The organism is Pseudomonas protegens, assembly GCF_003363755.1.
Taxonomy (GTDB): domain Bacteria; phylum Pseudomonadota; class Gammaproteobacteria; order Pseudomonadales; family Pseudomonadaceae; genus Aquipseudomonas; species Aquipseudomonas danubii.
The window spans coordinates 4,955,001-4,973,143 of sequence record NZ_CP031396.1 but is presented as its reverse complement, the minus strand read 5'-3'; the positions used below and the strand labels follow the sequence as shown (position 1 = coordinate 4,973,143).

The 18,143-nt window shown below is 63.2% G+C and carries 17 protein-coding genes; 7 read left to right on the top strand and 10 right to left on the bottom strand.

Annotated elements, in window-relative coordinates; genetic code table 11:
* Positions 1-2: 2 nt before the first annotated feature.
* Positions 3-512: a DoxX family protein gene (locus DWF74_RS22520; RefSeq protein WP_102861473.1), complete on the top strand. Its 510-nt coding sequence runs from the start codon at positions 3-5 to the stop codon at positions 510-512.
* A gap of 71 nt (positions 513-583) precedes the next feature.
* On the opposite strand, the gene DWF74_RS22515 is transcribed toward DWF74_RS22520, so the two are convergent.
* Positions 584-1,492 (bottom strand): LysR family transcriptional regulator, encoded by a 909-nt coding sequence (locus DWF74_RS22515; RefSeq protein WP_102861472.1) that lies wholly within the window; start codon positions 1,490-1,492, stop codon positions 584-586.
* Positions 1,493-1,597: 105 nt separating this feature from the next.
* Here DWF74_RS22515 and DWF74_RS22510 point away from each other — a divergent pair, with 105 nt between their 5' ends.
* The 3 genes from DWF74_RS22510 to DWF74_RS22500 all read left to right on the top strand — a co-directional run bounded on the left by DWF74_RS22510 (position 1,598) and on the right by DWF74_RS22500 (position 4,779).
* Positions 1,598-2,197, top strand: a complete 600-nt coding sequence (locus DWF74_RS22510; protein ID WP_102861471.1) for a short chain dehydrogenase — start codon at positions 1,598-1,600, stop codon at positions 2,195-2,197.
* A gap of 178 nt (positions 2,198-2,375) precedes the next feature.
* Entirely contained in the window at positions 2,376-3,053 is a 678-nt protein-coding gene (locus DWF74_RS22505; RefSeq protein WP_102861721.1) for a COG3650 family protein, read from the top strand.
* A 112-nt stretch (positions 3,054-3,165) separates the two neighbouring features.
* Positions 3,166-4,779 (top strand): NAD(P)/FAD-dependent oxidoreductase, encoded by a 1,614-nt coding sequence (locus tag DWF74_RS22500; protein ID WP_102861470.1) that lies wholly within the window; start codon positions 3,166-3,168, stop codon positions 4,777-4,779.
* A gap of 132 nt (positions 4,780-4,911) precedes the next feature.
* On the opposite strand, the gene DWF74_RS22495 is transcribed toward DWF74_RS22500, so the two are convergent.
* Positions 4,912-6,003 carry a PLP-dependent cysteine synthase family protein gene (locus DWF74_RS22495; RefSeq protein WP_115581738.1) on the bottom strand — a complete coding sequence of 364 codons (1,092 nt, stop codon included), beginning with the start codon at positions 6,001-6,003 and terminating at the stop codon, positions 4,912-4,914.
* A 319-nt stretch (positions 6,004-6,322) separates the two neighbouring features.
* Here DWF74_RS22495 and nhaA point away from each other — a divergent pair, with 319 nt between their 5' ends.
* Entirely contained in the window at positions 6,323-7,510 is a 1,188-nt protein-coding gene (gene nhaA, locus DWF74_RS22490; RefSeq protein WP_102861468.1) for a Na+/H+ antiporter NhaA, read from the top strand.
* A gap of 78 nt (positions 7,511-7,588) precedes the next feature.
* On the opposite strand, the gene DWF74_RS22485 is transcribed toward nhaA, so the two are convergent.
* A complete protein-coding gene (locus tag DWF74_RS22485) occupies positions 7,589-8,053 on the bottom strand; it encodes a glycine zipper 2TM domain-containing protein (protein WP_011059627.1) in 465 nt (154 codons plus the stop codon).
* Between the two features lie 173 nt (positions 8,054-8,226).
* On the opposite strand from DWF74_RS22485, the gene DWF74_RS22480 reads away from it, so the two are divergent.
* Positions 8,227-8,463, top strand: a complete 237-nt coding sequence (locus DWF74_RS22480; protein ID WP_102861467.1) for a hypothetical protein — start codon at positions 8,227-8,229, stop codon at positions 8,461-8,463.
* Between the two features lie 10 nt (positions 8,464-8,473).
* Here DWF74_RS22480 and pdxH read toward each other — a convergent pair whose 3' ends face one another.
* The 5 genes from pdxH to dinG all read right to left on the bottom strand — a co-directional run bounded on the left by pdxH (position 8,474) and on the right by dinG (position 16,419).
* On the bottom strand, positions 8,474-9,121 hold the full coding sequence (pdxH, locus tag DWF74_RS22475) for a pyridoxamine 5'-phosphate oxidase (RefSeq protein WP_102861466.1): 648 nt from the start codon (positions 9,119-9,121) through the stop codon (positions 8,474-8,476).
* A gap of 23 nt (positions 9,122-9,144) precedes the next feature.
* Positions 9,145-10,383: an OmpA family protein gene (locus DWF74_RS22470; protein WP_115581737.1), complete on the bottom strand. Its 1,239-nt coding sequence runs from the start codon at positions 10,381-10,383 to the stop codon at positions 9,145-9,147.
* Between the two features lie 140 nt (positions 10,384-10,523).
* Positions 10,524-11,669, bottom strand: a complete 1,146-nt coding sequence (locus tag DWF74_RS22465; protein WP_102861464.1) for a serine hydrolase domain-containing protein — start codon at positions 11,667-11,669, stop codon at positions 10,524-10,526.
* Positions 11,670-11,781: 112 nt separating this feature from the next.
* Positions 11,782-14,181, bottom strand: a complete 2,400-nt coding sequence (locus DWF74_RS22460; protein ID WP_115581736.1) for a beta-galactosidase — start codon at positions 14,179-14,181, stop codon at positions 11,782-11,784.
* Positions 14,182-14,274: 93 nt separating this feature from the next.
* Positions 14,275-16,419 carry an ATP-dependent DNA helicase DinG gene (gene dinG / locus DWF74_RS22455; RefSeq protein ID WP_102878618.1) on the bottom strand — a complete coding sequence of 715 codons (2,145 nt, stop codon included), beginning with the start codon at positions 16,417-16,419 and terminating at the stop codon, positions 14,275-14,277.
* Between the two features lie 99 nt (positions 16,420-16,518).
* On the opposite strand from dinG, the gene DWF74_RS22450 reads away from it, so the two are divergent.
* Positions 16,519-16,983, top strand: coding sequence for a CopD family protein (locus DWF74_RS22450; protein ID WP_102861461.1), 465 nt, complete (start codon positions 16,519-16,521; stop codon positions 16,981-16,983).
* Between the two features lie 56 nt (positions 16,984-17,039).
* On the opposite strand, the gene DWF74_RS22445 is transcribed toward DWF74_RS22450, so the two are convergent.
* Positions 17,040-17,798 (bottom strand): hypothetical protein, encoded by a 759-nt coding sequence (locus tag DWF74_RS22445; protein ID WP_102861460.1) that lies wholly within the window; start codon positions 17,796-17,798, stop codon positions 17,040-17,042.
* Positions 17,791-18,072, bottom strand: a complete 282-nt coding sequence (locus DWF74_RS22440; protein ID WP_102861459.1) for a DUF1145 domain-containing protein — start codon at positions 18,070-18,072, stop codon at positions 17,791-17,793. The genes DWF74_RS22445 and DWF74_RS22440 overlap by 8 nt, the downstream gene beginning before the upstream one ends.
* Positions 18,073-18,143 lie beyond the last annotated feature (71 nt).

The window sequence follows — 18,143 nt, the reverse complement described above, 5'->3', positions numbered from 1 at the left end:
CCATGAACACCCAGACACCTGCCCCCGTTAGCGGACTGCTGCACCGAATCATTCAAGGGTTCGAGCGTATTCCCTACAGCCTGATCGCCTTTCTCGCGCGCTTTTCCATCGCCGCGGTGTTCTGGAAATCCGGCCAGACCAAAGTCGAGGGACTGGCCATCGACCTGGTCGATGGCACCTTCGAACTGGGCTGGCCGCGCTTGGCGGACTCGACCATTCCCCTGTTCCAGAGTGAATACCACGTGCCGCTGCTGACGCCGGAAGTGGCGGCGCACCTGGCGGCCTTTGCCGAGCATTTTTTTCCGGCGTTGATTCTGCTGGGCCTGGCCACGCGCTTTTCCGCCCTGGCGCTGCTGGGGATGACCCTGACCATCCAGCTTTTCGTCTACCCCGACGCCTACCCGACCCACGGCACCTGGGCGGCGATCTTGCTGCTGTTGATGGCCCGTGGCCCGGGCATGTTTTCCCTCGACCACCTGCTGGCCCGGCATTTTCACCACCGTCCTCTGTAGCCGCTGCCGCAGGCTGCGAAAAGGGCCTTAGGCCCTTGAACCGATTCAAGTTCGCAACCCACTGGCCGCGGCTACAGACGATCCAGCGCCTCACCGCTGCGGCGGAACCAGTCCATCAGGTAATCGGCCAGCACCTGGGTGCGCCTGGGCAGGCCGCCCTGATAGGGATGCACCAGGTACATCGGCATGCTGCGGGTCTGGTAGTCCCGCAGCAGCCAGCGCAAACGGCCATCGGCCAGCTCGCTGTGCAGCACATAGGACGGCAGCCGAGCGATTCCCGCCCCCACCAGGGCGGCCTTCTTCAGCAGGTTGTAGTGATTGCTGGCAAAAGGACCGCTGACCCGCACCCGCAGCAGTTCGTGACGCTGGTGATAGAGCCACTCTTCCCGCCCGCTGTAGTGGCTGTTGAGCAGGCAGCGATGCTCGGCCAGCTCCGCGGGAGTCTGCGGCTCACCGTATTGCTCCAGATAGGCCGGGCTGGCGCAGGTCATCTCATGCCAGGCCAGCAGCGGCCGGGCGACCAGGCGCTGATCGTTGGCCACTTCCGAGCGCACCGCCAGATCAAACCCCTCCCGGGCCAGGTCACGGTAGCTGTTGTTCAGGTCCAGCTCGATCTGCACCTGGGGATAGTGCCGGGAGAACTCCAGCAGCAGGCCGTCGAAAAAGGTTTCGCCCAAGGACACCGGCACCGTCAGGCGCACCGGGCCGGCCATGTCGTCCTTGAGCCGCGCCAGGGCCTGATGCGCTCGTTCCACTTGGGCAACCAGGGCTTGGGCCTGAGGCAGCAACGCCGCGCCGGCGGCGGTCAGGTCCAGGCGCCGGGTGGTGCGTTGCAACAGCACCACGGCGTAGCGTGCCTCCAAGGCACTGAGGCGCTTGGACAACTGGCCCTTGCTGCAACCCAGGCGCTGGGCCGCCAGGGTAAAGCTGCCCGCCTCCACCAGCACGGCAAACGCCGCCAGGTCATCCATCTCGCTCATGGACTGTTTCCATTTGAAAACCAAAGGTTGCCTATTAGCGCGTTAATCCACGTAAAAAACCACTCTAGACTGCAAGTTCTTCCCCCCCTTATCGAGGAACGCCCCATGAAGATTCTCTTGATCGGTGCCAACGGCACCATTGGTTCGGCGGTTGACCGGGAACTGTCCCAGCGTCACGAGGTGATCCGGATCGGCCGTAGCAGCGGCGACTTCCAGGTGGACATCAGTGATGCCCAGTCGATTCGCGCCCTGTTCGAGAAAACCGGACGCTTCGATGCGCTGGTCTGCGCCGCCGGCAACGTCACCTTCGCGCCCCTGGCGGACATGACCGCCGAGCACTTCAGCCTGGGCCTGCAGGACAAGCTGATGGGCCAGGTCAACCTGCTGCTGATCGGCCGCGAGTACGCCAACGATGGCGCGTCCTTCACCTTCACCACCGGCATCTTGAGCCACGACCCGATCCGCAGCGGGGCCTCGGCGGCCCTGGTCAACGGCGCCCTCGACAGCTTCGTGCGCGCCGCCGCCATCGAACTGCCGCGGGGCCTGCGGATCAACTCGATCAGCCCCAACGTGCTGCTGGAAGCCATGGGCAGCTATGCCCCCTACTTCCGTGGCTTCAAGCCGGTGCCGGCGGCTGACGTGGCCCTGGCCTACGCCAAGAGCGTGGAAGGCCTGCAGACCGGCCAGACCTATCACGTCGGCTAAGCCGGCTTGTGTAGGCGCTGGCCTGCCGGCGAAGGCGTCCTGCCGAACCGCACAAGGCTCCAGGGGCGCTTCGCCGGCAAGCCGGCTCCTGCGGTTGATGGCGCCGCAGCCTTCAATCCGGGGTTGTGGTGACCGGGCGGGCTGCGTAACGTGTCGGCTTCCGCTTGGAGGCCCGATGATGCGCACTGCCCGTTCACTGCTTTGTTTCGCCCTGTTGCCGCTGTTTGCCGGCTGCCAGATGCTGCCGATGTTCAACCAACAGCCCCAGGCCCCCTCCATGGCCGGGCTGACCCGGATGCAGGGTGAACTCAGTGCGGCGGACGGCAAATTGCTGTTCAAGCCCTGCACCGAGGATCGCCGCTATGTGGTCAGTGACGGCGGCGGCACCAGCGTGCTGCAGGAGGCCGCCACCCTGGCGGAGAAACAGGGCAAGCTGTTCGCCGACCTGCGGGGCAAGTTCTCCGCCAGTGGCAGCAGCGACGGCCAGCTGGACCTGCGCCAGCTGTACCGCGTAGAGCGCTCCGCCAGCGCCTGCGGCGACCCGAACTTCCAGCGCCTGATCCTGCGGGCCGGCGGCAAGAACCCGGCCTGGAACGTCGATGTCAGCGCCAAGGGCATGATGATCGAACGCGCCGGCCAACCGACCCTGGCCCTGCCCTATCTGGAAGAACAGTTGGGCGACGGCCGTTTCAACCTCAGCAGCGAAGCCAATCACCAGCGCGTGGAGCTCTGGGTGGCGCCGCAGCGTTGCGTCGACCCGACGACCGGCAGCGTCCAGCACCTCAGTGCCGAACTGCGGGTGGACGGTCAGGTGCAGCGCGGTTGCGGCTATTTCGGCGGCTCGCGCAACGACTGATTCGACGAGCAGCGGTTTTAGCCTCACGGCCAGGGAGGATTGCGGCTTATAATCGCCGGTTTGTGCAAAGCAAGCCGGCGCACTGTTGCGCACCGCCTACCCGGATCCTGTCATGTTACGAATCACCGAACTCAAGTTGCCGATCGACCATCCCGATGAAGACCTGCGCGCCGCTATCGTGCAGCGCTTGGGGATCGCCAGCGATGACCTGCTCGATTTCACCTTGTTCAAACGCAGCTACGATGCGCGCAAGAAATCTTCCGAGCTGTGCTTCATCTACACCATCGACCTCAACGTACGCGACGAAGCGGCGCTGCTGCTCAAGTTCGCCGACGACCGTAACGTCAACCCGGCGCCGGATGTCAGCTACAAGGTGGTGGGCCAGGCCCCGGCAGACCTGAGCGAGCGACCGATCGTGGTGGGTTTCGGCCCTTGCGGCATCTTTGCCGGCCTGTTGCTGGCCCAGATGGGCTTCAAGCCGATCGTCCTCGAGCGCGGCAAGGAAGTGCGCCAGCGCACCAAGGACACCTGGGGCCTGTGGCGCAAAAGCGTGCTCAACCCCGAGTCCAACGTGCAGTTCGGCGAAGGCGGCGCCGGGACCTTCTCCGACGGCAAGCTCTACAGCCAGATCAAGGACCCGCAGCACCACGGCCGCAAGGTGCTCCACGAGTTCGTCAAGGCCGGTGCGCCAGACGAGATTCTCTACGTCAGCAAGCCGCACATCGGCACCTTCCGCCTCACTGGCGTGGTGGAAAACATGCGCCAGCAGATCATCGCCCTGGGCGGTGAAGTGCGCTTCGAGCAGCGGGTCACCGACGTGCTGATCGAAGACGGTCAATTGCAGGGCGTGGAGCTGGCCAGCGGTGAACAACTGCATTCGCGGCACGTGATCCTGGCCCTGGGCCACAGCGCCCGCGACACCTTCCGCATGCTCCACAGCCGTGGCGTGTACATGGAAGCCAAGCCGTTCTCGGTGGGTTTCCGTATCGAGCACCCGCAGTCGCTGATCGACAGTGCGCGCCTGGGCAAGTACGCCGGCCACCCGAAACTCGGCGCCGCCGACTACAAGCTGGTGCACCACGCCAAGAACGGCCGTTCGGTCTACAGCTTCTGCATGTGCCCGGGCGGCACCGTGGTGGCCGCCACGTCCGAGCCGAACCGGGTGGTGACCAACGGCATGAGCCAGTACTCGCGCAACGAGCGCAACGCCAACTCCGGCATCGTGGTCGGCATTACTCCGGAAGTGGATTACCCGGGCGGCCCGCTGGCCGGCATCGAATTGCAGGAACGCCTGGAGTCTCACGCCTTCGTCCTGGGTGGCAGCAACTACCAGGCCCCGGCGCAGTTGGTGGGCGACTTTATCGCCGGCAAACCCACCACGGCACTGGGCAGCGTCGAGCCATCCTACAAGCCCGGCGTGAGCCTGGGGGATCTGGCGCTGGCCCTGCCGGACTTCGCCATCGAGGCCATTCGCGAGGCATTACCGGCCTTCGAACGGCAGATCAAGGGCTACTCGTTGCACGATGCGGTGCTGACCGGCATCGAGACCCGCACCTCATCGCCACTGCGCATTACCCGTGATGCCTCGATGCAGAGCCTGAATGTGAAGGGTCTGTACCCCGCTGGCGAAGGCGCCGGTTATGCCGGGGGAATTCTTTCCGCCGGTGTGGACGGGATTCGTATTGCCGAAGCCGTGGCCCGCGACATCCTCGGCATTCAGGCCTGACGGACGGGTGCTTTCGCCGGTAAGCCGGCTCCTACCGCCTGCCGTAGGAGCTGGCTCGCCAGCGAAGATGTCATCCAGAACAGTGCAAGGCTCAAGGGCCTCTTCGCCGGCAAGCCGGCTCCTACGACAGGTTCAGATGCCGGCGCGCAATACGCTGGCCGGGAGTGCCTCGCCACGCTCGACGCTGGCCGCTACCGCATGGATCAAGGCATCCAACTCATACCCCTGCTCTGCCAGCCACTGCTGATCGTAGTAAGTGGTCGCATAGCGCTCGCCACCGTCACAGAGAATCGCCACGATCGAACCGCTTTCGCCGACCGCGGCCATGTGCTGGGCGGCCATCAATGCGCCGATCAGGTTGGTGCCACTGGAGCCGCCGACCCGCCGCCCCAGACGCTGGGCCAGGTAGTGCATGGCTGCCAGGGACAGGGCATCCGGCACCTTGACCATGGCGTCGATCACCTTGGGCAGGAACGAAGCTTCGACCCGCGGCCGGCCGATGCCTTCGATCCGCGAACCGCAGTCCAGACGCAAACCAGCATCACCGCTCAGGTAGTAGTCGAAGAACACCGAACGCTCGGCGTCGGCACACAGCACCCGGGTGCCGTGCTGGCGATAACGCACGTAGCGACCCAGAGTCGCGGTAGTGCCGCCGGTACCAGGGCTGGAGATCAGCCAGCTGGGTTCGGGATAACGCTCGAAGCGCAGCTGCTGGAAGATCGACTCGGCAATGTTGTTGGCCCGCCAGTCGGTGGCCCGCTCAGCGTAAGTGAACTGATCCATGAAGTGGCCACCGCTCTCCCGGGCCAGGCGCTCGGATTCGGCATAGATCTGTGTGGGGTCCTGCACCAGATGGCTCTTGCCGCCATAGAAGGCGATCTGAGCGATCTTTTCCTGGGAGGTGGTGGCTGGCATCACGGCAATGAAAGGCAGTCCCAAGAGACGGGCGAAATAGGCCTCGGAAATCGCCGTGGAGCCGCTGGAGGCCTCGATCACTGGCGCGCCGGGCTTGAGCCAGCCGTTACACAGGGCATAAAGAAACAGCGAGCGAGCCAGGCGGTGCTTGAGACTGCCGGTGGGATGGCTGGATTCATCCTTGAAATACAATTCAATGCCCGGCAGTCCCGGCAAAGGCAGCGGAATCAGGTGGGTGTCGGCGCTGCGCTGGAAGTCGGCTTCGATAATGCGAATGGCCTCACGGGCCCACTGGCGATTGTCACTCATGTTCTATTCTCGTCAGATCGAACGCCGTACCGGCGCAAGAAGATGAAATGCACCCGGCGGAGATGATCCGGGTTCGTGGCTGACTGGCGTTTTCCCGGGAAAAACAGCTCGGAACGGCCCTGAAAAGACATGTTATGAAATAACTTTCGGACCTTACAGGTACAGCTGGGAAGCAATTGGAAACACAACTGCAAAAGCGCATTTTCAAACAGGCCCTTTAGCCTCTGCATATAACAAAAAAGAATATAATTTTTGTTTTAACAACTATCTGTACGGGTTAGGGTGTGCCACCTTTTTTAGATTTAGATGGAGAGCGACCTTGCCTCTGCGTAGCACTTTCACTCGTTTCTTTGCCATGGAAGCTGCCAGCGGTCTGTTATTGATCGCCGCTGCCATCCTGGCTCTCATCATCAACAACTCGCCACTGTCCTGGCTGTACAACGGCCTGCTGGAAACCCCGGTGGTGGCCCAGATCGGCGCCTTGAAGATCGCCAAACCGCTGTTGCTGTGGATCAACGACGGTCTGATGGCGCTGTTCTTCCTGCTGATCGGCCTTGAGGTCAAGCGCGAAGTCCTGGAAGGGCAACTGTCCAAGCCTTCGCAAATCGTCCTGCCGGGCATGGCGGCCATTGGCGGCATGCTGGTCCCGGCGCTGATCTACTGGTTTCTCAACCGGGACAATCCGGCGGCACTCAATGGCTGGGCGATTCCCACCGCCACCGACATCGCCTTCGCCCTGGGGGTCCTGGCCCTGCTGGGCAAGCGGGTGCCGACATCGCTGAAACTGTTCCTCATGACCCTGGCGATCATCGACGACCTGGGGGCCATCGTGATCATTGCGATCTTCTATTCCGGCGCCCTGTCGACCCTGTCACTGATGCTGGCGGCCGCCTGTATTGCCGCCCTGGTGGCGATGAACCGCATGGGGGTGGTGAAACTCGGGCCGTACATGATCATCGGCCTGATTCTCTGGGTTTGCGTGCTCAAGAGTGGTGTCCACGCCACCCTGGCCGGCGTGACCCTGGCCTTCTGCATTCCCTTGCGTACCCGTAATGCCGAACCCTCGCCCTCGCTGGCCCTGGAACATGCGCTGCATCCCTGGGTGGCGTTCGGCATCCTGCCACTGTTCGCCTTCGCCAACGCCGGCCTGTCCCTGAACGGCGTGACCCTTGAGAGCTTCACCCACCATGTCCCCATGGGCATCGCCATCGGCCTGTTGCTGGGCAAGACCATCGGTGTGTTCGGCCTCAGCTGGTTGGCGGTCAAAGCCGGCCTTACGGCCTTGCCTGCCGGCGCCAACTGGGGCCAGATCCTCGGGGTGGCAATTCTCTGCGGCATCGGCTTCACCATGAGCCTGTTTGTCGGCTCCCTGGCCTTCGTGCCCGGTAGCAGCGAATACGCCGGCATGGATCGCATGGGGATTCTCACCGGCTCGTTGCTGGCCGCACTGATTGGCTATACGGTTACCGCCGCCGCCAGCCGCAAGAACACGGCGCTGGCCTCCTGATCCACACCGATCCGACAGCCTGAAAACACAAAACCCCGACCAGTTGCCTGGCCGGGGTTTTGTTTTGTAGCAGAAATATCAGCGGGTAACGCGGCTGGTACCGTTGACGGTCATGATGCGTACGCGATCGCCAACCCGGAACACTTCGTTTTCCTGTACCTGCTGCACATAGGCACGCATGCTGCCATCGTCTTCACGCACGGTGATTTCCACGCCCTGGGTACGGGTCAGGCCTTCTTCAGTAGCCGAACCCAACAGACCGCCAGCTACCGCACCGATCACAGCGGTGACGATGCTGCCACGGCCGCCGCCGATGGCGCTGCCACCCACGCCACCAATCACAGCGCCAGCAGCGCCGCCGATGGGGGTCTTGGTGCCTTCGATTTTCACCGGACGCAGGGACTCGATGGTGCCCATACGCACGGTTTGCACACGACGTGCTTCATCACGGGAGTAGGAGTCACCGGTCAGGTTAGAGGCACAACCGCCGAGCAACATTGCCATCGTGGTGAAAGACGCAACCAGCAAAACAGACTTACGCATAGGATCAACTCCAAAGGACAGATAGCCATTAGACTCCGCAGCTTGACGCCTGTCACGGCACCGCCCGGATAAAATTGGTTTCATTCAGCCAAAGTACAGACTGCAAAAAAGCCAAACCGTCTCAATACGGTAACGCCGATTTCCAGCATAGCGCCAACCAGCAAGGGATTTTCATGGATTACTTCATCATCATCGTGACCACCATCGCCGGTCTGTATTTCCATTGGTGGCTCTACGTGCGCATCAAGCGTTGGGTGGACCGGGACCTGGCTTTGTCCCTGGCCGGAACCGATGAACAGAAGAAACAATTCATGCTGCAAAAGCTAGCCGAGGCCCAACGCCAGAAAGTAAAACGCCGGGACCTGCCGCAATGGCTGGAAGCCGCTGCGGCCGGTTATCCCGGCGACTGACCTGCGCGCTTCAGGGGGCCAGGCGCTCCCGGCTCCACTGCCCCGCCTGCAGGCGATAGTTCAAACGGTCATGCAGGCGGCTGGGGCGACCCTGCCAGAACTCGATGCGCTCCGGCAGCAGGCGATACCCCCCCCAATGCTCCGGGCAATCGGGCTGACTATCACTGAAACGCGCCTCGGTGGCCTTGAGCAATTCCTGCAACTCGTTGCGATCGGCGATCACCCGGCTTTGCGGTGAAGCCCAGGCCCCCAACCGACTCCCCAGAGGGCGCACCTGATAATAGGCATCAGACTCCTGGGGAGTGACCTTGACCACCTTTCCTTCGATCCGCACCTGACGCTCCAGGGTCGGCCAGAAGAAGGTCATGGCGGCAAAGGGCCGTGCGGCCAGTTGCTCGCCCTTGGCGCTTTCGTAGTTGGTGAAGAAGGTGAAACCCTGTTCATCCAGCCCCTTGAGCAACAAGATGCGGCAGTGGGGACGACCGTCAGTATCGACAGTCGCCAGCGTCATGGCATTGGCCTCTACCGGCGGTTGCTCGGTCTTCACCGCTTCGGCAAACCACTGATGAAACAGCGCGAAGGGTTCACCCGGGGCCTGAGCCTCGGACAAACCATCGCGGGTGTAATCCCGGCGCATATCAGCCAGAGACTGAGTCATGCCTGCTTCCTTATCCTTGAGAATCAGTTTTTAGCCTGAGCGGTAGCCGTTGTTTTCTTCGCTGGAGCTGCGGCCTTCTTCGCTGGAGCCTTCTTGGCGGCAGGCTTCTTGGCAACGGTGGACTTCTTCGCCGGCGCTGCGGCCTTTTTGCCCGAGGCGGCAGGAACGGGCGGCTTGGCATCTTGCACCGCGACCATTTCGGTCTCGGACGGCGTCGGCTGGTTGTACTTGCTCAGCAGGCCCAGCATGGTGCTGCGCTGGGTCAGCATGATTTCCACTCGACGGTTCAGCGAACGGCCTTGAGGGCTGTCATTGGCAGCACGCGGCATGACCGCCCCCATGCCACGCAGCATCAGGCGGTCCTGCTTCAAGCCGCTGAGGCTGAAGATGGCAGCAACGGACTGGGCGCGATCACGGCTCAGCTTCTGGTTGGCCAGGGTCGGGCCGGTCGCATCGGCGTGGCCGAGAATCAGTACGGCGGTCTTGGGGTCACCTTCAACAGCCTTGGCCACCCGGGTAAATGGGCCCAGGGTCACTGGCAGCAGCATGGCAGGACGGTCCGGGTTGAAGGACGCATCGACCAGCGCAGTCACCACCAGCACGTTTTCACGACGTTCTACTTGCAGCTTGCTGTCCTTCACCGCTTCACGCAGGCGCGGCTCGTAGTCGTCCAGCCAGGCCTGGGTGATTTTCGGGTCGGGCATTGGAATGTCCGCCACATTGACCTTGCTCAGGGGCTTGGGCTGGCTCTTGGCAAACGGCCACCACCAGTGGGTCTCGGAGTCGGCGGCCTTGGCGACCTCTGGAGCTGGAGTCGGCTCGGCTTTCTTGGTCTCAGCCACAGGCTTGTCGGCGGATTCCTTGGAGGAGAACGGCCACCACCAGTTGCTGCTCTCGGCCTTGGCGGCAGGAGCGGCAGGTGCTGCGGCTACAGGGGCAGGAGCTGGCTCGGCTGCTGCCGGCTTGGCGGCAACCGGCGCTTTGCCTGCCGGTGCTGCCGGCTTCGCGGAGGCGGTGGTTTTACCGGCAGCGGCCGCAGGAGCTGCGGGCTTGGCCGCCACTGCCGGCTTGCCTGCTGGAGCGACAGGAGCTGGCGCTTCGGCTGCGACGGGTTTTTCAGCGGTCTGCGGGGCTTCCTTGCTGCTGGCCTTATCGGACCCGAACGACCACCAATGGCCGCCATCCGCTTCATTTTGTGGGGTTTGTGCACAACCGGTGACGGTCAGGCAGATGGCCAAGGCTAGAGACTTGTTCGACGACATGGGATATCCACAAAATGAGATAAAAAATTCGGTCTACATGACCGGTACAAACAGACGCTTGGAAATTATAAAAGCCACAGGGTTCCGTCCTGCAGCTTTCCAAGCATGTTTAAGCAAAAAAGTGCTTAACAGCAACCTTTTTACAGACAATCCGACAAAGCCCGCACCAGCTTCTGTGCCCGTGGATCCATCAATACATAAGGCCCCAGGGTATTTGTCACAAAACCGAACGCCACATCATGCTCCGGGTCAGCAAAACCGATGGACCCCCCGGCACCCGGATGCCCGAACGCCCGAGCCCCCAGGCCAAAAGTGGCATTGGCGACCTGGGGTTGATCAAGCATGCAGCCCAGGCCGAATCGGGTCTGGGTCAGCAGGGTCTTGTCCATGCCCAGGCTGTGTTCGCGGGTCAGTTCTTCGAGCATATCGGCCTCCAGCAAGCTGCCATCGAGCAGGCCGCTGTAGAACCCGGCGAGACTGCGGGCGTTGCCATGGCCATTGGCCGCCGGCTGCTGCATGCGCCGCCACTCGGGTTTGTTGGTGCTGGTCATGATAGACGGTGGATTGGTGAAGGCCCGGGTGGTCATGGCCGTCGGCTCGCGCAGGGTCACCTGCAGCAAGCGCTGGGCTGCCGCGTCACCCACATTGCCTTTGCCACGGGCGATATGTGCCACCCGATGGAACTCTTCGTCGGCCAGGCCGACATGGAAGTCCAGCCCCAGGGGTCTTGCGACCCGGGCCGCAATGGACTCTCCCGGACCGCGTCCATCGGCGCGTCGGATCAGTTCACCCACCAACCAGCCATAGGTGATAGCGGCGTAGCCATGCCCGTCACCCGGCGTCCACCAGGGCTGCTCGGCGGCCAGGGCATCGACCATGGCCTGCCAGTCGTAGAGGGCCTCGGCAGGCAGCAACTCGCGCAGGGCCGGCAAGCCCGCCTGATGACAGAGTAATTGGCGCAAGGTAATGGCAGCTTTGCCTGCTGCGGCGAACTCCGGCCAGTAACTGGCGACCGGCGCATCCAGCCTGAGCTTGCCTTCGGCCACCAGTTGCAGGGCGGTGACCGCAGTGAAGGTCTTGGTGCAGGAGAACAGATTGGCGATGGTATCGCTGTGCCAGGCCTCGGCACCGTCCTTGTCGGCGGTGCCGGCCCACAGGTCGATGACGGTTTCTCCGCCGATCTGGATGCACAGCGCCGCGCCGCGCTCCTGGGGATCGTCGAACAGTGCCGCGAAGGCTTCGCGTACCGCCTCGAATTTAAGTTCGTAATGACCCTGAATCTGCACCCTGACTCCCCCAGCACATTTGCTCGACAACGAGGCGCGCATTGTTCCAGCCCGAAACGGATTTGGGAACAGCCAACGGAGCTCTGTGCAGCGCGGCAGAGCCCCGGATCGATCAATGACCGTTAGCGGAATGGCCGCCAGCGTGCTCACCCGCGCCCTTGCCTTCGTGGCCCTTGCCCGCTTCCTCGCTGCCATGCTCGGCGGCTCCAGCCTGCTGCGCCTGAACCCGGGCCTTCTGTGTTTCCTTGGCCAGTTGTTCAATCGCCTGCAGGTTGCTCTTGCGCACATTGTCGACAAAACCCTGGAAGGGCACATCGGTAATGCCCACCAGGCCAAAATGGCCATTTTCACCGTCCAGCAGACGTCCGGTTACCGGTTGGTCGAGATACTGGAACCAATGCACACCGACAATCGATGGCTCACTCACGGCCTGTTTGAGGAAGTTGGCGTAGGCCGGTCCACGATCTTCCTCCCGAGCCAGCTCGGTCACCCCGCCCCAGAACGGGCCACGATCCCGGGAGCCGAAATTGAACTCGGTCACCAGCACCGGCTTGTCAAGGCTGCGCAGGTACGCAAAGTCCTGACCGTCCTGAGGCTTGAGGGTGTACATGTTGAAGCTCAGCACATCGCAGTACTGGGCACAGGCCGCCACCGCTTCGGGGTTGCTGACGGCAAAGCGACCGCCCAGCAGCAGATGGTTGGGGGCATGCCACTTCAGCGAGTCGGCGATGGTCTTGAAATAGGTCTCGGCAAAGACTTTCTGGAAATACTTGAAGTCAGCCTCGATCTCCGGGTGCTCGGGACTTGGCTGTGGCGGCACGAAACCCGGGTCCTCCATCAACTCCCAGGCCGACAGATCGATGCCCCAGGCTTTCGACAGGCCCGCCTGGTTACGATATTTGTCCCGCAGTTGCTTGAGGAAGGCCCGTTTGGCCGGCACATCGGTGGTCAGGCGCAGGGTGCCGTAGGCCAGGGCATAGCGGGCTTGGGGATCATTACCGGGACCGGCCCAGGCCAGCTCGTTGTCGGCAAAATAACCAATCAGCCAGGGATCATCCCGATGGTCGCGGGCGGCGATGGCCACGGCGCGCTCGGTGGCCATGGCAAAGCGCGGATCGAAGGGGTCCGGCATGCCGCCCCACCAATCACTGCCCGTGCTGATGCTGGCGTAATCACCCACGATGGACAGCGGCAAGGTGTAGGGCACCCGGTCGGCCGCCCCCAGCGCCGGGGCGCTCCAATTACCGATGGTGTTGAATCCCCAGGCCTGCAAGCGGTCCAGGGTGTGGCTGACCCAGCGTCGCTCATCGAAGGTCGGTGTCGCGCATGGGACTGCGGCGGCTTCAGGCGCCGCTGGCTTGGGCTCGGTACCGGAGACTTCGGCCGGAGCTTCGCTGGCTACTGCACAGGGGGCGCTGTAGGTACGTTGCAGGTTGGCCCGATAGAAGTCGTACCAGCGGCCGGCGTTGTAACCACGTCCCCGGTCGGCGCCGTTGCCGCCACGGTTGTCGCCCTCACCGTAATGGCTCGCCAGGGGCTCGCCGTCCTTGGGCAAGGCGCTGAACATCCACTCACGCCCGGCGACATAGGTCTGGCTGTTATCCGGGGCCACGGTGTTGACGCCCAGGGAGTAGAACGGGTGACCTTGCGGAGTCACCAGGAACCAGCGCCCGTCACGCTTTTCCGTGCGGAAGAAGCCGCTGGCCTTGAAGCTCGGGCCCTTGTCCCAGCCGCCAAACTTGTCCAGGGAAGTCTTCTCGCGCTCGCCAAGCCACGCCTTGAGTTGCTGCTGTTCCTTGGCGTCGGCCGCCTTGAGCTGATCGTCGCTGGTAATCTTTTCCGGCCAGCGGGACCGGGTCGACTGGCCGTAGCCATCCACCAGGGAACCGTAGACCGCCTTGACCACGCCCTCGCCGTCCTGCACGCCAAAGCGCTCGAGGAGGATACTCTGAGCGGCCTTGGGGCTATCCAGGGACAAGGTCACCGACACCACCTGGCTGCGGTCCAATTGTCCCTCGCTGCTGGCCAGCAGGATGCGCTGGCCGTCCACGGTCATCGGCATCGGCGGCGCGGCCTTCATGCCCTGGCTCAGGGGAGTGTTGGCCACCAGCGGCACCAGCAGGGTCTGCGCCGGCCCCGCGGGCAGATCGACGCGACTGACCAGGGTCTTGCCGTCGTTGCTTTGAATGGTCACATAGAGGGTCAGGGCCCAGTTCATCGCGCTCTGGATGCGCAGGCTCATCATCCCTGACTGCGACCAGTCCCAGGCACCGCTCTGGGGCGCCAGGGTCAGGCTAGGCCGACGGGTCGGGTTGAAGATGATACGCCGCAGCACCTCGCCTTCGGCCGTTTGCTCCGCGTTGGACTGCGGCAGGCTGGCATCTTGTGTCGCCACCTGCACCACAGCGGCAGGCCGGACAAAGTTGAACAGCGTCTGTTGTCCGGTCGGGGCCGCCCACACAGGCGCGGTAAACAACAGGGCAAATACAGCGGGCAACGAACGGCGAATCATATGAACCTGGCTCTCCCTAAAGACCGATGAACGGCCGGTGCTGAAGCGGTGATATGAAATAGACAGCAAGGCGCGCAAAGGTGCGCGCCTTGCTTATGATATTTCTCGGCGAAATGGCGGCAAGGCATTGAGGATAGCCTTGCCATAGCGCTGGGTGACCAGGCGGCGGTCCAGCAGGGTGATAGTGCCGCGGTCCTGCTCGGTACGCAGCAGACGGCCGCAGGCCTGAACCAGCTTGAGAGAAGCATCCGGCACCGAGATTTCCATGAATGGATTGCCACCCCGGGCCTCGATCCATTCCGCCAGCGCCGCTTCCACCGGATCATCGGGTACCGAGAACGGGATCTTGGCGATCACCACGTGCTCACAGTAGGCACCGGGCAAATCCACCCCTTCGGCAAAGCTCGCCAGACCGAACAGCACGCTGGAATCGCCACCGTCGACCCGGGCCTTGTGCTTGTTGAGGGTCTCCTGCTTGGACAGGTTGCCCTGGATGAACACCTGCTTGCGCCAATCCCGATCCAGACCGTCGAACACGTCCTGCATCTGCTTGCGCGAAGAGAAGAGCACCAGGGTGCCCCGGGAGCCTTCCACCAGTTCCGGCAGGTCGCGGATGATCGCCGCCGTATGCGCCGGCGCATCCCGCGGATCGGCACGCAGGTCAGGCACTCGCAACACCCCGGCATCAGCGTGATGGAACGGGCTGGGTACCACCGCAGTCACGGCTTTCTTCGGCAGCCCGGCACGCATGCGGAAGCGGTCGAAGGTGCCCAGGGCGGTCAGGGTCGCCGACGTCACCAGGGCGCCGTAGGCCACGTTCCACAAATTGCGTCGGAGCATCTCCGCCGCGAGGATCGGGCTGGCGTTGACCTCGATGTCGAACAGCGAGCCGCTCTCGGCCAGGGTCAGCCAACGGGCCATGGGCGGATTGTCTTCCGGGTCCTCGATGGTGAACGCGGTCCACAGTTCCCAGTTGCCCGACGCCCGCGCCAGCAGGCTACCGAACAGCGGATACCACTCTTCGGCCTGATTGCTGGCGATGCCGATATTGACCTCGCCATCCATGCCTTCCTTGAGCAGCTCAGTGAGGCGGGTGAACAGATCGGTGAGACGGGAGAAGCCCTTCTTCAACTCGATGCCCATCTCGCGCATGTGGTCGGGGATCAGCCCGCCGACGAAGCGATGGCGTGGCCGTTCGCGGCCTTCCATGTCTTCGCCGGTCTTGAAGTCGGCGATCTGCTCGCAGGCGCTGAACATGAACTGCTGCTGGGTCTTGATCTCCCGCGCCAGCTCCGGCACTTGCTCGATCAAGCGCCCCAGATCCCCCGGCAGCGGGTGCTGGGCCAGCAACTTGGTGAGGTTCTTGGCGGTCTGCTCCAGCCAGTCGGCAGTGGAGCGCAGCCGGGTGTAATGGGCAAAGTGGCCGATGGCCTTGTCCGGCAAGTGGTGGCCTTCGTCGAACACATAGAGGGTGTCGCGCGGGTCCGGCAGCACCGCGCCGCCGCCCAGGGCCAGGTCGGCCAGGACCATGTCGTGGTTGGTGACGATCACGTCCACCTTGCCCATGCCTTCCCGAGCCTTGTAGAAGGCGCACTGGCCGAAGTTCGGGCAATGACGGTTGGTGCACTGGCTGTGGTCGGTAGTCAGGCGCGCCCAGTCGGCGTCTTCCAGGGCGGTGGGCCAGCTGTCGCGGTCACCGTCCCATTTATTGCCGGCGAGCTTCTCGATCATGCTGGTGAACAGCTTCTGGCTGGCTTCATCCACTTCGATCTTGAAGCCTTCTTCCTCGAACAGCTGGGCCGTGGCGGTCTGGGCGTGACCTTCCTGGAGCAACATATCGAGCTTGGACAAGCACATGTAGCGCCCGCGGCCCTTGGCCAGGGAGAAGCTGAAGTTCAGCCCGCTGTTGCGCATCAGGTCGGGCAGGTCCTTGTAGACGATCTGTTCCTGCAGGGCGACGGTGGCGGTGGCAATCACCAGGCGCTTGCCGGCGGCCTTGGCCGTGGGAATGGCCGCCAGACTGTAGGCCACGGTCTTGCCAGTACCGGTACCGGCTTCCACCGCGACTACCGCCGGGTCGCCACTGCGCCGGCCCTCGTCGTCGGTGTCGATATCACCCAGGACCTTGGCCACTTCGGCAATCATCAGGCGCTGGCCGTAACGCGGCTTGAGGCTCTTGGCTTCGAGAAAACGCGAGTAGGCGCCCTGGATCGTGGTTTTGAGTTCGTTGCTGATCATGGTTTTTCGGGCGCACAAAACGCTGGATAAATTTTCAGTGGTTCGAATCGGCCGCTATCATACCCCGCTAATTCATGTCGCGCAGAACGGAGTACCCGAATGACCGCTTTCGCCCTTGCCTACACCTTGCATGTACTGGCCGCCCTGGTCTGGGTCGGCGGCATGTTTTTCGCCTGGATGGTCCTGCGCCCGGCAGCCGTGGCGGCCCTTGAAGGACCGGCGCGACTGCAGCTCTGGGTGCAAGTGTTTCCGCGTTTTTTCGTCTGGGTCTGGGTCGCCGTGGTGCTGTTGCCGATCAGCGGTATCGGCCTGCTACATTTGCGTTTCAGCGGCTTTGAAACCGCGCCGAAGTATGTGCAGATCATGATGGGGCTGTATCTGGTGATGACCGCCCTGTTCATCCGCATCCAGTCCCTGCAACTGCCGGAGCTGCGCAAGGCCGTCGCGGCGCAGGACTGGCCGGCCGGCGCCGCGGCGCTGGGCAAGATCCGCCGACTGGTGGGCAGCAACCTGATCATCGGCCTGGTACTGGTGGCCCTGGCAGCGGCCCGGCCAAGCTTCTGAAAGCAACCGCCCGCTACAGGAGCGGGCGGCTGGAACAATCCATCTTTCGAGGTTGACTACAAGCGCTGGACCGTCAGTGACCCCGCCTCGCCCACAGGGCCCGGCTGCCCCTGAGCACCGGGACGCCCGCTTTTGCCGCCGTCGGTTCGGTAGACCAGGCAGCCCTTGGACTTGCCCCCGGCCCCCGGCTTGCCGCCGGCACCGGCCAGGCCGCCGGCGCCACCATCGACCAGGACCTTGATCTGCTCGCTGGGGTAATCACGGGGCAACTCCAGCCGGACCTCGGCGCCCGAAGCCCCGGGCCGGCCGTCACCGCCGTTGTCACCGTCGGCACCGCGCCCGGCCTGCCCCCAGGTGCAACCCGGCTCCTGGCCATTGGCCCCATCAAGGCCGACGTAACCGGGAGCCCCCTTGCCACCGCGGGCGTCCACGAACAATTGCTCGGCCTTCAAGGACTCGATTCGCAGGTTCAGATCGCGCCCCGGCTTGGCCACCTTCTCATAGGTGCCCGGTGCACCACGGGAGTTGATCTGGCTGCCGCTCTCCAACTGCGCATGGCGGACAATCAGTTGCAGGCTTTGCCCGGTAGGCACGATGGCGATCCGCGCGTCACGTCCCAGATGCAGGTCGTCGACCTTGAGTTCGGTGACATTGGCCGGAATCAGCAAGGTGCCGTAGTCCGCCACGTCCAGACGCTCCAGCTGCAGGGTGCTGGCGGTATTGGGCAGGCGCATGAAGGAGTTGGTTTCAACCTGGACCACCTGGGCCACGGCCAGAGGACTGCAGAACAGGGCCAGCAGGCAAAGCTTACGCATGGTCGGTCTCGGCAACAGGAGCAGCAGCGGGAAGGGTTTGCAGGTGGAAGATCCCCACCAGCAGGATGTGTAAACGATCACGCCAGGGATGTGGACGCTCCTTGAGGCTGCCATTGAACAGCAGCAGTTCCAGCAAATGGGTCAAAAGCAACAGGCTACCCGCCAGGTTGACCAGCAGGTGCAACGGATTGATCAATGGCTTGACCAGATTGATCAACACCACCAGCCAAAAGACCAAGGTCAGAAACTTCCCCGCCCCCCATAAGACCTTCATAGGCTCCCCTTGTGAATTATTCTTTGCGCGCACAGTAACGACTTACCCCGGGGATACGCCAGAGGTCGATG